Origin of the sequence: Methylobacterium isbiliense (assembly GCF_022179325.1) — a bacterium.
GTDB lineage: Bacteria > Pseudomonadota > Alphaproteobacteria > Rhizobiales > Beijerinckiaceae > Methylobacterium > Methylobacterium isbiliense.
Genome location: NZ_BPQQ01000001.1, coordinates 1 through 15,377 on the forward strand (window position 1 = coordinate 1; position 15,377 = coordinate 15,377).

At 67.3% G+C, this 15,377-nt stretch carries 10 protein-coding genes and 1 tRNA gene; 10 read left to right on the forward strand and 1 reads right to left on the reverse strand.

What is annotated here, in order from left to right:
- The first annotated feature begins 61 nt into the window (after window positions 1-61).
- The 6 genes from MFF61_RS00005 to MFF61_RS00030 all read left to right on the forward strand — a co-directional run bounded on the left by MFF61_RS00005 (window position 62) and on the right by MFF61_RS00030 (window position 5,221).
- A tRNA-Met gene (locus MFF61_RS00005) sits at window positions 62-138 on the forward strand.
- Between the two features lie 620 nt (window positions 139-758).
- Entirely contained in the window at window positions 759-1,562 is an 804-nt protein-coding gene (locus MFF61_RS00010; RefSeq protein WP_238233054.1) for a methyltransferase domain-containing protein, read from the forward strand.
- 23 nt (window positions 1,563-1,585) lie between these two features.
- Window positions 1,586-2,776: a dTDP-4-amino-4,6-dideoxygalactose transaminase gene (gene rffA, locus MFF61_RS00015; protein WP_238233123.1), complete on the forward strand. Its 1,191-nt coding sequence runs from the start codon at window positions 1,586-1,588 to the stop codon at window positions 2,774-2,776.
- Window positions 2,766-4,106: a glycosyltransferase family 61 protein gene (locus MFF61_RS00020; RefSeq protein WP_238233055.1), complete on the forward strand. Its 1,341-nt coding sequence runs from the start codon at window positions 2,766-2,768 to the stop codon at window positions 4,104-4,106. Before rffA ends, MFF61_RS00020 begins: the two co-directional genes overlap by 11 nt.
- 102 nt (window positions 4,107-4,208) lie before the next feature.
- Complete coding sequence (locus MFF61_RS00025) at window positions 4,209-4,499, forward strand: DUF1330 domain-containing protein (RefSeq protein WP_238233056.1); 291 nt, start codon at window positions 4,209-4,211, stop codon at window positions 4,497-4,499.
- 239 nt (window positions 4,500-4,738) lie between these two features.
- Window positions 4,739-5,221, forward strand: a complete 483-nt coding sequence (locus tag MFF61_RS00030; RefSeq protein ID WP_238233057.1) for a VOC family protein — start codon at window positions 4,739-4,741, stop codon at window positions 5,219-5,221.
- Here the strand turns inward: MFF61_RS00030 and MFF61_RS00035 are convergent.
- A complete protein-coding gene (locus tag MFF61_RS00035; RefSeq protein ID WP_238233058.1) occupies window positions 5,129-7,828 on the reverse strand; it encodes an AMP-binding protein in 2,700 nt (899 codons plus the stop codon). The genes MFF61_RS00030 and MFF61_RS00035 overlap by 93 nt on opposite strands.
- 934 nt (window positions 7,829-8,762) lie before the next feature.
- Here MFF61_RS00035 and MFF61_RS00040 point away from each other — a divergent pair.
- From MFF61_RS00040 to MFF61_RS00055, 4 genes are all read left to right on the forward strand, one after another.
- Complete coding sequence (locus MFF61_RS00040; RefSeq protein WP_238233059.1) at window positions 8,763-10,079, forward strand: tyrosine-type recombinase/integrase; 1,317 nt, start codon at window positions 8,763-8,765, stop codon at window positions 10,077-10,079.
- Window positions 10,080-11,420: 1,341 nt separating this feature from the next.
- A complete protein-coding gene (locus tag MFF61_RS00045) occupies window positions 11,421-11,612 on the forward strand; it encodes a hypothetical protein (protein ID WP_238233060.1) in 192 nt (63 codons plus the stop codon).
- Window positions 11,566-11,955: a hypothetical protein gene (locus tag MFF61_RS00050; RefSeq protein ID WP_238233061.1), complete on the forward strand. Its 390-nt coding sequence runs from the start codon at window positions 11,566-11,568 to the stop codon at window positions 11,953-11,955. The genes MFF61_RS00045 and MFF61_RS00050 overlap by 47 nt, the downstream gene beginning before the upstream one ends.
- Before the next feature lie 95 nt (window positions 11,956-12,050).
- Window positions 12,051-15,197: a bifunctional DNA primase/polymerase gene (locus MFF61_RS00055; protein WP_238233062.1), complete on the forward strand. Its 3,147-nt coding sequence runs from the start codon at window positions 12,051-12,053 to the stop codon at window positions 15,195-15,197.
- Window positions 15,198-15,377 lie beyond the last annotated feature (180 nt).

Here is a 15,377-nt window from a genome sequence, read left to right on the forward strand (position 1 = left end):
ATCAGGCAACGGCCGGATCCAACCCGGATCCCGGCACCCGCCGTGCCACGGCACGGCCCGGCGCGGGGTGGAGCAGCCCGGTAGCTCGTCAGGCTCATAACCTGAAGGTCACAGGTTCAAATCCTGTCCCCGCAACCAGATCAGACCAACCCATCAGTCCAGAAGACCCCCGGCGCACACGCGGCCGGGGGTTTTCTGCGTTCAGGATACGCAGCGGAGAGGGGAGGGCGGGCGCCCGGACGGCGGACGCCGCCTCAGGCCGAGCGATCGACGAAGAGGACTGCGCAGGCTGACGGCCTGGACTCCGCATACGGCCGATCCGCACCGCGCAGCCACGATGCTTGGCTTCGGAGAGGCCTGCAGCCAGGTGCGCCTCGGCATCCGGTTTCCATCTGGCCGTCCAGGATATTCCACGTCGCGTCAATGACACTCTGCGCCCTGTCCTCACCCATACCTGCGGCATATCGCCGGTTGAGAAGACCTGTCGAAGCATGCCGGTTCGCGTGCGCAGCCTGCGTCATGGCATTCGCGATCCTGAGTTGGAACCAAGCCGGGAGCGTGTTGCTCTTGCTGGTCCTGCGCTCGATTGTTGCAGGAAGAACTCATGCACCTCTTCGGTGTATAAGCCTCATTCACGGTTGAATCGCTCTCCACTGGTGCGGCGCGGTGGTATGCTGTAGGGACGTTACGCACGCATTGCCGACTGGATCGTCGAGACTGGAACTATGGGAAGAATCGACGGATCCGAACCGACGACCATGGCCGCGTTCTTCGATGAGTATGTCCGGCACGTCTTCCCCGAGAGACGGGCGCAGGCTCGGGCCGAGTGGCCGTGGCCGGGCGACGAATGGGCCGACGAGCGACTGCGCGAGGCAACGTGGCTTCGCATTGCCGGGACGGGCGAGCCTTCCCGCTGGACCGAGATCGTCGAGTTCGGCCCGGGGGCCGGGAAATACACCGCGATGGCCCTCGCCCGGACGCCGGCGCAGGTCACCGCTTACGAGATCAGTTCCGCCTTCATCGAGATCCTGGAGCAGCGCTTCGCCGCCGAGGTCAGTCAGGGAAGGCTCGGAATCCGCAAGATCGACTGGGCCGACAACGAAGGATTGTTGCGCGATTACGATTGCAGGATCGGATCGGCAGATGTCTGCTTTGCCATCGACGTTCTGATGATGATGGATTTTCAGTCGGCGCTGGTCTACCTGATCTCGGCCGCCGCGATGCTGCGCCGAGGCGGCCGGTTTGTCGCGACCTTCGCGGATGGCGGCACGGTGAGCGGTCTCGACCGCATGCTGCGGGACGTCGGGCGGCATTCCGCCTTCGACGCCGCGCCCTGCACCCGGTTCCACTGGATCGACGCACCCATCCTGAGCGCAATCCTGCCCCGGCTCGGTTTCGGCAACCTCGTGATCGAGCACGGGCCGGAGGGCGGCCTCGACATCGCCCGCCTGTACCTCCAGGCCGAGCTGGTGGACCCCGAGGCCGCCGCCCGCGCCCGCCGATGCCTGTTGCCCGTCGGCGATTCCACCAACCGCCGCGCTTCCGACGCGGTCGGGCGGTGAGCACATCCCGGCGGGTCTTCACCATGCAGCCCCACGACAGAGTGCCATTTCACCGGCCTACGCTCGCGGCAGCGGCCTTCGAGGCCGTCAGGGAGGTTCTGTCGCTCGGTGCTTTGACCGGGGGAGGGGCGCGGACGGCGGCATGCCACGCTCTCCTCCGCGGCAGGCTCCCGGACACCGTCCCCTTCCTGACGACCTCCTGCACCGACGCCCTGGAGATGGCCGTCCTCCTCCTGGAGATCCGGCCGGGGGACGAGGTGGTGATGCCGTCGTGGACCTTCTCGTCCTGCGCCAATGCGGTTCTGCTCCGCGGCGGCGTGCCGGTCTTCGTCGATGTCGAACCCGGCACCCTGAACATCGATCCGGCCCGGATCCCGGAGGCCCTCACGCCCCGCACCCGCGCGGTGCTGTGCGTGCACTACGCGGGCATCGCCTGCCGGATGGACGACCTCCGGGACCTCTGCACGGCCCGCGGCCTCGCCCTGATCGAGGATGCCGCGCAAGCCTTCGGATCGACGTGGCGCGGCAGGCCGCTCGGCGGCTGGGGCGATCTCGGCGCCTTCAGCTTTCATGGCACCAAGAACGTCGGCTGCGGCGAGGGCGGGGCGCTGCTCGTCAACCGCCCCGATCTGGTGACGAGGGCCGAGATCCTGTGGGAGAAGGGGACCAACCGGCTCGATTACGCCCGGAATGGCCGCCCCCACTACGATTGGGTCGATATCGGCTCCTCGTTCCTGCCGTCGGAGGTGACGGCCGCCATTCTCGAGAAGCAGTTCGAGATCGCCGATGCGCTCACCGCGCGGCGCTGCGCCGCGTGGGAGACCTACGCCCGGCTCCTGGCGCCCGACGCGGAGGGGGCATCGGTGCGGATGCTCGACGTGCCGGCTCCGGCGCGCCACAACGGGCACATCTTCGCCGTCCGGGTCGGCGGGCGCGCGCGACGCGATCGCGTCATGGCGTTCCTCGCGGAGCGCGGCATCGAGACCCGCACGCATTACCGGCCGCTGCATGCCTCGCCGGCGGCCGCGCGGCATGGCCGCGCGGTCGGCTCTCTGACCGTGTCCGAGGAGGCGGGCGACGGGCTCATCCGGCTCCCGCTCGACAGTCACATCACCCCCGCCGAGCAGGAGCGCGTGGTCGCGACGCTGCTCGACGGCCTGCGTCAGGCCGACACCGCGCCGCTCCGGCAGGTGAGTCCCGCCGATGCGCCATGAGCCGGGCGCGCTTCTGAGGTCCGAGGGCGAGATCGTCCGCGACGACGCGGTGTTCCGCGATTACGCCGAGATGCGCAGCCTGCCGATGCGCGCGCTGCGCCTGTGGCCGGCGCGGGAATGGTCCATCGATACCCTCGTCAGCTTCGCGGTCGACGACGTGCTGCTGACGAACTGGTTCATTCCGGTCGACCTCGCCCGTCGGCGGATGTTCTTCAACCAGACCTACGCGCAGGCGGCGCGGGATTTTCCGATGCGGTTCCGGTTCGGAGACGGCCGCTACGCCCTCGAGTCGCAGCCCGTGGCCTGCTCCGGGCGCTACGTCGTCGTCGGCGGGCCGGTGGACGGCGCGTGGTACCACTGGCTGTTCAACTGGTGCCCCCGCCTGCTGCTGCTGCGGGTGCTGCACCCTGAACTGTTCGATCGGCCCGACCTGCGCTTCGTCGTGCATCCCCTCGCGTTGCGCGAGCCGTTCCGGTCCGTCCTCGATACGTTCGGCATCGCCGCGGACCGCCTCTTCGCGGTCGACCCGGCGAAGGATTACCGGCTCGAAACCGCTCATCTGGTCTCGTTCCTGGACGAGGAGAAGCTGTTTCCCGATCTCATCCGCTCTTTCCGCACCCATCTGGTGCGCGCCTGGGGCCTCGAGGAGGTTCCCCGCCACGGCGGCGTCTTTGCCAGCCGCCAAGCGCTGGCCGCGCCCAAGCGGCGCATCGCGAATTTTTCCGAGATCGAGCCGGTCCTGGCGCAGGCCTCGCTCACCGTGGCCTCTCTCGGCGACATGCCGGCGGTCGAGCAGGCGCGGTTGTTCCGCGGGGCCGAGCTGGTCGTTGGAGCGCACGGATCCGATCTCTCCAACCTGCTGTTCTGCCGGCCGGGCACGCCCGTCGTGGTGATCGAAAGCCAGTACAGCATCGACATGTCGCTCCATGTCGGGCTGAAGTACCTCTGCGAGGCTCTGGGCCTGACCTACGAGTTCCTGATCACCCCGGTGATCGGCCAGCCGGGGCCGGAGGCGCCGGCGAGCCGCTGGATCGACCGGGACTACCGGGTGGATCCCGGCTTCCTCGCGGACGCGCTGCGGCACGCGACGGCCCGCGACGGCCTCACCTATGCGGCCCTGTCCCGCGGCGAGGGTGAGGCCTTCGTCGAGACCTGCTACCGGCGGCTGCTCGGCAAGCAGGCGGATGCGGCCGGCATGGCGCACTACCTGCATCGCCTTTACGGCGAAGGCGCCTCCAAGCGGGACGTCATCGCCGAGCTGCTGCGCACGCCGGACGGCGTCGCGCGCGGCGCCGTGGTGCGCGGGCTCGAGGACGGCGCGGAGCCATGATGAGGAGCCCCTTGCGCTCGCTATCCGGGACGCGCGAGGCTCGTGCGGCGCGCGGGCCGCTGCAGCGAGGGCTTGCCCGGCGCGACGGAGGAGACGGTCTCGATGGCAAAAGCCTACTGGGTCGCGACATACCGGACGATCAGCAACCCCGATGCGCTCGCCGCCTACGCCAAGCTCAGCGGCCCGGCCATCGCGGCTGCGGGCGGCCGCATCCTGGCGCGCGGGCTGCCGGCGCATGTCTACGAGGCCGGGCTTCCGCAGCGCACCGTGCTGATCGAATTCGACAGCGTGGAGCAGGCCCGGGCGGCGCATGACAGCCCGGCCTATCAGGACGCCCTGGCCGTGCTGGCCGGCGGAGCCGAGCGCGACATCCGCATCGTCGAATCGGTGTAGAACGGGTGGTCCCGTGCGGACGGTCCGCCGCCCGCATGACGCCGCCGGACGGGGGCGTTGGCGCGACGGCCGGTTCCGCCCGCCGCACCGCCTGCGCGTTGCCCCGGACGGTGCGGGTCGGGCCGCGCAGCGAGGCGATGGATGTCCGTGGGAGGGCCGGCGTGCCCGGCCAGTCTCACACCGCGGACGATCTCCGGGAGCGAGCCGTCGCGGCCGCCCACACCACGAGGAGCGACCCCATGCCGAAGGCCAGCACCTGTCTCTGGTTTGCCCGGGACGCCGAGGAGGCGGTGCACTTCTACGTCTCGCTCGTGCCCAACTCCAGCCTCGGCCAGATCCTGCGCGCACCGGGGCCCTGGCCCGGCGGGGAGCCGGGAGACGTGATCCTGCTGACCTTCACGCTCGGTGGGCAGAGCTTCCAGGCTCTGAACGGCGGCGTGCCGGCCGATTACGGCATGGCGGCCTCGATCTCCGTCTCCTGCACGGATCAGGCCGAGGTCGACCGCGTGTGGGACGCGCTGATCCGGGACGGAGGATCGGAGATCATGTGCGGCTGGCTGCGCGACCGCTGGGGCGTGCCGTGGCAGATCGTTCCGGAAGCCTTGCCGCGCCTGCTCGCGGATGCCGATTCAGCGGTCGCGGCGCGGGTGTTCGCCGCCATGCAGTCCATGATCAAGCTCGACGTCGCAGCCCTGCAGCGTGCGGCGGACGGGAGCTCCTGAGACATCGGCATGGCCGAACCGCTGGCGCACATCGCGGGCCAGCACCTCGGCGCCGATCGCGATGCAGGAATTGTGATCGCCCGGCAGTTCCACGACGGTGAGATCGCGGCCAAGACGCCGCCACTTGCTTCCTCGGAACTCCGAGGAATAGAACACCAGGGGCAGATCCAGATGTCTTGGCCGATAATTTGCCATGATGGGAGTGTATAAATTGTACAAGGGCGATAGTTCTCTGCCTCTATAGCCCATCTTATTGCCGAGAAGGAATTTCGTCCTGGACAGATTTTGCTTCCAGGACATCTTTCGCAGTCTTTCATACCGGCTCAACTGCTGATAGGTCCAGGCCAATCCGGCAGGCGGTCCCAGGCGTCTGACGAGCGAGAGCGCGAGCCACATCGACGGGCGCGCACCGATGGTCGGTGGATCGACCAAGCCCATGAACTCGACGCTCTTGCCGGCGCGCGTGAGACGATGAGCCACTTCGAACGCGACGAGTGCTCCCTTGCAGAAGCCCATGATCCGGTAGGGTCCTTCGGGGTCCCGGTCGAGGACCACCTGCAATCGGTCCATCGCCATCTGCTCGATCGAGGCAGGAACGGGCTCGCCGCGCGATCCATGAGGTTCGATCAGGACGATGGGTTGATCCGGTGGGAGAAGGCGTACGAATTTGCTGAGCAACGGGCTGCTGACATCGAGATCATCGGCCAGGAAGAAGAACAGGGGACGCTGGCTGCCGTCGCGGTGGAGATCGGCGCAGACGCCGAGCGGGACGCCCGCCTGCGTGGCGATGCGCTGGGCGAGACAGCGGATCGTTCCGGCCTGAAGCAGGAGACCGGCCGGGAGCGCAAGCCCGACAAGCCGCTCAACCTCGAGCAGCATCTCGGTGACCAACAAAGAGTCGCCGCCGCTCTCGAAGAAGTCATCATCGATCGTCACATTCTCGGATTTGAGCAGCCTTCGCCATATCGCAAGAAGCTCAAGGTGGAGCGTGTGGATTGCCTCATCCGAAGGAGATGTGCGCAAGCAATCGATTCTGTTCGCCCTCGCGACGAAGCTGCTGGTCAGCTGCCGGCGCTGGACCTTGCCCGTGAGGCCTGTCGGCAGGTGGTCCTGAACGAGGATGTGGCGCGGAATCTTGAACGGCGTCAGACAATCGCGGAGGAACCGGCGGAGGTCTGCGGGCGTCACGGAGGCTCCGGACCGAAGAACGACGGCTGCCGCGACATCCTCGCCGTAGCGGGGATGGGGCACCGCGAAGGCCGCAGCCTGGGCCACGGCCGGGTGGCGGAGGAGCGCGGCATCGACCTCGACGGGGGAGACCTTCTCGCCACCGCGATTGATCGCGTCCGTGAGGCGTCCGTGCAGGGTCAGGAAGCCGTCCCTGTCGAGGCTTCCGAGGTCGCCGGTTCGCAGCCAGCCGTCGACCCACACGCGTTGGTTGAGTTCAGGATTGCCGAGATAGCCGGCCATCACCGTGGGTCCACGCACCTGGATCTCACCCTGTCGGCCATGCGGCAGCGGGCAGCCCGCGTCATCGACGACCCGCACGGTTCCCGGCCAGGGTCTGCCGCACGTCCCGGGCTTGTTCGGCCCGGGTCGGGGGAGGTTGGCGGCGATCTGGGCCGCTTCGCTGGAGCCGTAATGCTCCAGAACCGGCACCCTCAGGATCGCCTGCAACTCCTCGCGCAATGCCGGGGGGAGCGGCGCGCCTCCCGAGATGATGAACCGCAGGGCATGCCGTGCCGCGACATCCGCGGTCGGTCTGGCCTTGTCCAGGACGGCATGGTGGAGCGTCGGTCCTGCGGAATACCACGTTGGGCGGAGGGCCTCGAACCACTCACTCAGATCGATGGCGGCGGCGTTGGTCGGAATGGCGATGCTGCCGCCGGTGAGCAGGGGCGTGAACACCGTCACCTTCAGGCCGTGAGAGTAGTAGGGCGGGGATGCGCTCAGGCATCGGTCCCCGGGCCCAAGGCCGAACCACGCCTGAAGCCGTGCCGCCGCCGCCAGCATGTTGGCGTGACTGAAGGGAATCAGTTTGGGCTGCGCCGTTGTGCCCGAGGTGGGCAGGATGAAGGCCGGCGCGGACGGGTCCGGCTCGGCCTCGATGGCGGGCGGGCCGGAGGCGGGCGCGGCGATGTCGAGCCCGAGACGCCCCTGTCCGATCGGCTCGGCGTCGATGACGGCGATTGTCCGCCGCGCGGCGATCCGGCGGGCGGCCGCCATGCCGCCGCGCGGCAGGAGAAGAGCGCTCAAGCGCAGCAGGCCGAGGCGCTGATCGATCTCCGCCGGGGTCAGTCGCGGATCCAGCGGAACGGCGACGCAGCTGCAGGCGACCGCCACCAGGGCGAGAACCGCTTCCGGACCGGTCGGCATCAACACCCCGACCCGGGCGCTGCGATCGAAGCCCGCTTGACGCAAGTGCCGGCGAAGCCTGGTCAGTTGGCATTGCAGGTCGTGGTAGGTCAGAGTCGCAAAGACGGGAGTGACGATGGCGGGCTGATGCGGGAACCGGGCCGCATGCCGACCGATCGCTTGACCGAGCGTGAGGTGGGCCGCCGGCTCCAGTCTGTCGCCAGGAAACAAGGCGCCGGCGGCGCGACCCATGTCGGCTGATCTCTCAGTCTCCCGGAGCATTGACCCATCCCCGATGCGCTACTCCCGAGGCACTCGCCCAAGGCACGGCCATAACAAGACCGTGATAGCTGTGCAGTAAGACTGAACCAGTTCTCTTCACTCGGACAGAGAGGCAAAAGGGCTAGGACGGATTGAAAAGGGATAGAGCCGCCTTTCACTTGGCGACCTGATCGAGCTCGGTGAGCATCCTCAGGTGGTCGACTGTCTGGTAATCAAAGTTGAATATCATAATGGAGATGCCGCGGTGGAATTCGCATTCGAATCTTGAGCGTGACCGTATGTCGGCAGATTATGGCCTCTTCACGGATGGTCGTTGCCGTTGGTGCGGGCTACGCAGGTTCTCGGTCAGCTGCATGTGCGACGGAGCTTGCACGAACCCGTGCAGGATGGTCTCCACCGCGCTGCCACGGCCACCCACGCCGATGCCGCGCCGCAATCCGCGCGGAGGGGAGCCGGTCGGCCTCGCATGGCCGGGCCAACGCTCAGGCGGATCAGTGGGTGCTCCAGGCTCGCCCGCGGCTCTGAGGTCGCCTCATCCTCCACGCCTGCGGTGGCCGTGATCCTCGTCAGGCATCGCACCAGGGCCTCCTGACACGGAGCCAAGGCCGGGTCTGCCAAACCTGGAGGCGTCGCACGGTGCGCGGCCGGTCGGCACCGCTACGGATGACGGGACTGATTTCGCAGAGGGAAGTGGTGGCGCGCCCGAAAGGATTCGAACCTCTGACCCCCAGATTCGTAGTCTGGTGTCAGCGCATATCAGAGCATAACAGTCCGGCACGGTGAGCGCGGATTTCCTGTAGGTTTCTCAAGGGGTTTCGTCTAGCGTGAGGGAGTGTGAGTCACACTCCGTGTCCCTCCCTCCCACGGTTTTGCCGTACCCCGCGCCGTACCCCGAGAAGCTCAGATGCCTCGTCCCCTGACCGCAGTCGCCGTTGCGAACGCGAAGCCTGACGCCAGCCGCCGGATCGAGATCACCGACGGGGCGACACCTGGTCTACGGCTCGTCATCCAGCCCTCGGGCTCGAAGTCGTGGGTCTTCCGGTACGAGCACGGCGGACGGGCCGTAAAGCTCACGCTCGGCCCTGCGGCGGGCGCGGGGGCACTGACCCTCGCCGAGGCACGGGAGGAGGCCGGGAAGGCCCGCAAATGCCTTGTGGCGGGCCGAGACCCGGTCGCCGAGCGCAAAGCCGCACGCGCCGCGGAGGCGGCCCGCATTGAGGCTGAACGCAAAGCCGCCGAGGCCGCTGCACGGCGCGACGAGGACCTGATCGAGAATGTCGTCGACCGGTACGTTGCTCGGCATGTCGAACGCCTGAAGTCGGCCCACGAGGTCAAGCGGCTCTTCGAGAAGGAGGTCAAGGCGCCGTGGCGGGGTCGCCTCGTCGCTGAGATCGGCCGCAAGGACGTCCTCAAGCTGATTGACGACATCGCCGAACGCGGGGCCGGAACGACCGCCAACCGCACACTTGCGAACCTACGGGCCTTCTTCAACTGGTGCGTCGACCGTGGCCTGCTCGAAGCCTCGCCGTGCGAGCGCATCAGGCCGCCGAAAGCCGAGATGTCGCGCGAGCGAGTGCTCACCGACGCCGAGCTTCGGCTTCTCGTCTTGGCGCTCCGGCGGCTGGAATGGCCATGGCGGGAGTTCTTCACGCTCGCCCTGCTCACGGGTCAGCGGCGCGAAGAGATCGCGGGCATGCGATGGGATGAACTCGACGTCGAGGCTCGCGACCCCGTGTGGGTTCTGCCGTCCAAGCGGACGAAAAACGGTCGGGAGCACGCCATCCCGCTCGTGAATGAGGCAGTCGAGGCCTTGCGTCAGATGCGGCGGATCGAGGGCTCAGAGTATGTCCTCACGACAACGGGCACGTCGTCCGTGTCGGGCTTCTCCCGCGCGAAGGCGTCACTGGACGCCATGATGCTGAGGATCGCCCGCGACGAGGCGCAAGCTCGTGGGGACGACCCGGACCGCGTTTCGCTGGCGCCCTGGCGCCTTCACGACCTGCGGCGGACTGCGGCCAGCGGCATGGCGCGGGGCGGGGTGCCGGTGGCCGTGGTCGAGAAGGTATTAAATCACGTCTCGGGGACATTCGCCGGGATCGTGGGCGTGTATCAGCGGCACGACTTCGCCTCAGAGAAGCGGCACGCCCTGACGGCGTGGGCCGCGCACATCGGGGGGCTCGTCGCGGCGGCGCCTGCGCGTGTCGACAGGGTGGGGGTGTGACATGGCGCGTCTCTTCAGGCCGGAGATCGCGCGACCTATCGAGCTTCGACGCTGGCGAGCCGTCTTCGAGCACGACGGCAACAAGGCGGCGGCGTGGCGTTGCTTCCGTCTTGCACGCGCGTGGAATATGCCGGTGCCCGATTCTGTGATGGCCGAACTCGACCGGATCGCCGAAGGGGTTGCCGAGGCTGTCGAGAGAGCTCGGCCCGCATCGCGCAAGAGCGCGCGGAGCAACGAAAGCCCCGGTCTCGGCCGGGATCAGGCGGCTCGCATCTTCACAGGGTCGGGCAGGGGCGCCACGGACCCAGCCGCTGCCCTCCTCGCATGGGAGAGGGACTTCGACGTGGAGTTCGCCGTTGGCTTCCTTCGGCGCCAGGGAGCCTCTGAGGCGGAGGCTGTTGCTAGTGTAAGCGAAGGAACGGCCGGCCTCGCTTTTGGACTTCGATTCACCGGCAATGAAGTCCGCTTCGCACCCGTCGACACTCCTCCGATGTCCGTCGACTCCGTCCGACGCGCCATCCGTCGTGTCCGACAGCTTATGCACGAAATGGACGATTTAAATACTTCGACCGACAGGGGAGGCGCTGTTACGTTTTGAGCATCACATTGAGCAGCGGAGCGAAGTGGTGCAAGACAGGTTGATACCCGCGAAGCAAGTATGCGAGGCATTTGGTGGCATTTCCAACATGACTCTTCATCGGTGGCTTGCGGACGATGGCTTGGGGTTTCCGAGGCCGATCTACATCAAGACTCGTCGATATTTTGACGCTCGTCAGGTCGAAGACTTCAAAGCAAAGATTGTCTCATCGACGATGTCCCGCCGGCGCAGACAGACTCAGTGAAGGCGCGTGCCAATATATCGTCGGACGTCCGTCGGATATCCGATAATATATTCTGGATGACTGCGGGCTGGTCAAGGCATATAACATAAACGCGCTCTGAAAGCGCCAATCATGCCGATGGGGCTACCGTGAGAATCCAAAACGACACCCGAACCAACACGTCAGAATATGTCTTGGAGCTCGCAATTCATTTCGAGCGACTTCATGCGCTTGGGGAGGAGGGGCCGGGATTTGGGCCGACCGCTCTGGGAATAGCGGCGGTTGCGCTCCGCCATCTGGCCGCCCGGCTCCCGAGCGCTGAAGCGCTCGCCCAAGCCGAGGCTCTGGCTGCCGCCACAGCCTGATCCGTACCGGCCGGCGGGTCTCCCGCCGGCCCTCTTCTCCAAGACGCACGGTTAGGGGCTACCGGAACAGCCTCGCCGCATCCTCGGACACGTGCGCCCATCTGCGGGCGCGCCCGGCCATCATCGGACACCGGGCGCCATTCGTGGAGGTCTACATGCAGGTGCTCCGGATCAAAGATGTCAGTCGGCCGAACGGCCCCTTCGCCCGCTCGACCATCAACAAGGCCATCGCCGAGGGCCGGCTCACCGCCCGCAAGGTTGGGGGTGCGACCGTGATCCTGGCTGACGATTGGCGCCGCTATGTCGAAGGCACGCCGATCACCTCAAACCGTCGCCAATCAGCTTGAGCCGGGGCCGCCGATAATGACCCGTAACCGGTCGCGCCTGCGCGCGCACTTTCAAGACCTCCTCACCGATGACGAGTGGTTCACTCAGACCAAGCGGCCGTTTCGCGTCCGCCCCTGGCGGCCGAGCGACACTGAAGAGGAAACCGTCCGTGCCGAGCGGGCCGACGAGCGTGGATGGTTCACGGTTGTATTTGCAAATGGTTTGATGTCGCCGATCCGTGGGAGGCATAATCCGAGAGAGTTTTGCGGCATTGAGAACGAAATACCTGCAACGCGCGAAGAAATCGAAGACCTGATGTTTGCGGTGCTCGTCAATAACCCGCACTTCGGGGTCAGATCGTGAGTACTTCGAGCCGACCTCCGGCGGCGTGTGAGGCTGACGCCGCTTGCCCACCTTCCGGCGTCCCGCGCCTCATCTCGCACCAGGTGCGCGACCGGATGCGAGCGAACGGGTGGAGTGTTGTCCCGATCGTCCGCCACGACCATACGGATAAGGGCGCCGGTAAGCGGCCGGCGTTCAAGGGCTGGCAGAGCTTCGCTCAGCACGAGGCCCCCTTGCCGTCCGCCGAGGCCCTGAGGAAATGGGAGCGAAGCGCCTCCGGGGCGCCGGGGACGGGTGTCCCGTGTGGGTCGGTCATCGCCATCGACATCGACGTGACCGATGCCGCCCTCGCAGCGCTGCTGGCGGAGGTTGCCTGCGAGTGCTTCGGCGCCACCCCGTTTATTCGCCAGGGTCGAGCGCCGAAGGTCCTGCTCGTTTATCGCGCGGCCGAGCCCATGGCGAAGCTGGCGTTCAAGGCAGCCGACCGGACGGGCGACGGCCTCGACATCATCGCCCAGGGCGCACAGTTCGTGGCCTTCGGCATTCATCCTCTCACGCGGCAGCCTTACCGCTGGATCGGCGCGCACACCCCGCTCACAGCCTCGCCCGACGAGGCCCCGGAGATCACGGCAGCGCAGATTGCGGCGTTCATCGAGCGCGCCCGCGCAATCCTGCCGCTGACGACCTCTCAAGGCGGTGGCCGTGGTCCTGGTGGTGAGACCGCAGAGATCCGTCGCGATGACGAAGGCTTCGTCGTCGACGGCCGCGAGGGGCACCTTACCCGGCTCATCTGGCAGGCCGCGAACGATCTACAGGGCGACGGTGAGCCCCTGACAGCTGAGGCCGTCACGGATCGGGCGTGGTCGAGGTTCTGCGCGACCGCCCGCCTCGTCGTTGGCGGTCGGGAGTGGACGCGCAGCGACGCGGAGGCGAAGGCTCACAGCACGCTCGATCGTATACGGCGCAGGGTCATTGCCCTTGGAACGAGGATCAGGGCGACCGAGCCGACCTATCCCGACGAGAGCCGACCGCTCGCCGATGCAGAGGCTGAAGTCAGGTCGTGGGTCAAAGAGTTCTTCACGCGGCACGCGCCCGAGTTCAGGAACGCGCGGACGCGCTTCGAGGTCGAGCACGAAGCGAACCCGATCATCGTGCCTCCCATGCCTCGTGCGTGGTGCCTCAAGGTTGAGGCCGGCATCGGCAAGACCGAGGCTGCCATCAGGGCCGCGGCCTCGGCGATCAGACGTGGGCTGCGCGTCGTCTACGCGGTGCCTCGGGTCAATCTGGGGGATGAGGTCATCCACCGCTTCGCCGCCCATGGTGTCGTGGCGCGGGTTTACCGCGGTAGGGATCAGGACGATCCGGATGCACCCGGCGAGAAGATGTGTCTGAACTTGGCGGCGGTGCGCGACGCCGAGAAGGCCCACGTCCGCAGCATCCACGGGGCGGTCTGTGCGAAGAAGGGGCGCCCTGGTGAGCGGCTTCTTTGCCCCGCTCATGATCGCTGTGGCCATATCCGCCAAAGAGCCGCCACCCCGGATGTATGGGTCGTGCCGCATGCGCTCCTGTTCAGCGCGCGCCCATCCATGATCCTGCGGCTCGACGCACTGGTCATCGACGAGAGCTTCTTCGGCGGCGCGATCCCAGACAAGCCGGCGGCGGTGGTGCTCGATGCTATCGAGGCCGCCAGCCTTCCGGCCGGTGATGATGCCGCGGTTCTGGCGCAGCACCGAGCACGCCTCGTCGCGGCCCTCCGCGGCTCGACCGACGGCCCAATGACTCGTGAGACGCTGACAGCGGCAGGGCTCACGGTCGACGTGGCGCGCGAAGCCGGCCGGCTCGAGTGGCGGAGAGCTTACGAGCCGGCGATCTTCCCCGGCATGGATGCGCGTGCCCGCTCGCACGAGGCAACCAAGGCGGCCGAGATCAACAGGAGCGTCCGCGCGCTCGCCGGTCTCTGGCACGAGCTCGCGACCTTCCTCGACGACGACTTCCCGGCGAGCGGTCGTCTGACGCTCACGCGAGAGGAGAAAACCGGTGCTCGCCAGGTCGAGCGTCGATCCCTGCGGTCAATGCATGAAGGCTGGCGCGCAGCCACGCTCATCCTTGATGCGACGGCGCCCCCTCCGGCCGTGCTCGAAGCGGCGCTCGGCTTTCCCGTTGTGGCGAGCACGTCGATCGCAGCCACGTGGAGCCCGCACGGACGCGTCCGGCAGATAATTGGGGGGCCGGTCTCGAACACGAAGCTCGGGGTCACAGAGGGCCGGGAGGGCAACAGGCGGATCGCGGCCGACCTCCGCCGGCTGATTGCGCTGCGGGCGGCACTGGCGTGGCCGCGAGTGGTGGGCGTCGTCGTGCCCAAGGACTTCGCTGCCTCGCTGACGGCGGAGCCGATGCCGCGGAATGTTGAGGTCCGCCACTTCGGCGCTCTGGCTGGCCTTGACCGTTGGCGGACTGCGGCCGGCATGATTGTGATAGGGCGCCCGGCGCCAACCCCGGGGTCGATGGAAGCTGCGGCAGGCGTCATCACCGGAGAGCCGGCGCTCGCCATCTTTGCGGATGATGGACGCAAGGGCTGGTATCCCCGCTCGACAGCTGGCATCCGCCTCGCCACTGGCTCTGCGGTCGCTGTGGAGCACGATCAACACCCCGACGCGCTCGTAGATGCTCTCCGATGGCAGGTCTGTGAGGCCAACCTGCTCCAGGCAATCGGTCGGCTTCGGCCTCTGCGCCGCGATGCGGCCTCGCCCTTCTTCCTCGACATCATCTCGGACGTGCCGCTTCCCTTGGCTGTCGACGCGGTTGAGACGTGGGATGAGGCTCGCCCGCCGGCCTGGATGGTGATGGCGGATGGAGGAATGATCCTCACGAGCGAGGCCGATATCCGCAGCGCCTACTCCGGGGTTGCGGTCTCGCGTGAGAAGGCCCGCGCCTTGGTGGAAACCGCGACGCTGGTGGAAAGGTCTATAAAGAAGCTCTCTAAAGACCTTTCCACCATCGTCAGATCGGTCGACTACAAGCGCGCGGGTCGCTTTCCACCCGCTAAGGCGGTGCTGCTCCCGAACGGGCCGTCGGGCAACGCGCGAGTTCGGCAATGGCTTGAAGAGCGTGTTGGGCCGATCGCGAGCATGACGGTCGAGCGGAAGCGTGAGCGCGCTCGTCTTGTCTATGAGCAGGTCGGGCGTTCGCTCTCCGTATCGGCCATCGCGCGAGCTGGCCGCGGTGCCGCGCAGCGGTGGGCGAACCTCGACCTAGCGGCATGAGCCTCAGGAAGGCCAGCAGCGGGCGCCGCGGGCAACCGGTGGACGAGGGCGCGAAGCTTGGCGGCGGGCGTCCTGAGCCATCCTGGCAGACTGCAGGGGCGGCGGGACGGGAGAGGTCAAGCAACCGAGCCGGCAGGGCAGGCGCGATCTGCATGCCGCTGGGTCACGGGTCCCTCTGGA

Bases quoted from the DNA above. Each gene is read 5' to 3' on its own strand.
- MFF61_RS00010 (WP_238233054.1), top strand. From the start codon at position 759: ATGGCCGCGTTCTTCGATGAGTATGTCCGGCACGTCTTCCCCGAGAGA.
- rffA (WP_238233123.1), top strand. From the start codon at position 1,586: ATGCAGCCCCACGACAGAGTGCCATTTCACCGGCCTACGCTCGCGGCA.
- MFF61_RS00020 (WP_238233055.1), top strand. From the start codon at position 2,766: ATGCGCCATGAGCCGGGCGCGCTTCTGAGGTCCGAGGGCGAGATCGTC.
- MFF61_RS00025 (WP_238233056.1), top strand. From the start codon at position 4,209: ATGGCAAAAGCCTACTGGGTCGCGACATACCGGACGATCAGCAACCCC.
- MFF61_RS00030 (WP_238233057.1), top strand. From the start codon at position 4,739: ATGCCGAAGGCCAGCACCTGTCTCTGGTTTGCCCGGGACGCCGAGGAG.
- MFF61_RS00035 (WP_238233058.1), bottom strand. From the start codon at position 7,828: ATGGGTCGCGCCGCCGGCGCCTTGTTTCCTGGCGACAGACTGGAGCCG.
- MFF61_RS00040 (WP_238233059.1), top strand. From the start codon at position 8,763: ATGCCTCGTCCCCTGACCGCAGTCGCCGTTGCGAACGCGAAGCCTGAC.
- MFF61_RS00045 (WP_238233060.1), top strand. From the start codon at position 11,421: ATGCAGGTGCTCCGGATCAAAGATGTCAGTCGGCCGAACGGCCCCTTC.
- MFF61_RS00050 (WP_238233061.1), top strand. From the start codon at position 11,566: ATGTCGAAGGCACGCCGATCACCTCAAACCGTCGCCAATCAGCTTGAG.
- MFF61_RS00055 (WP_238233062.1), top strand. From the start codon at position 12,051: ATGCGAGCGAACGGGTGGAGTGTTGTCCCGATCGTCCGCCACGACCAT.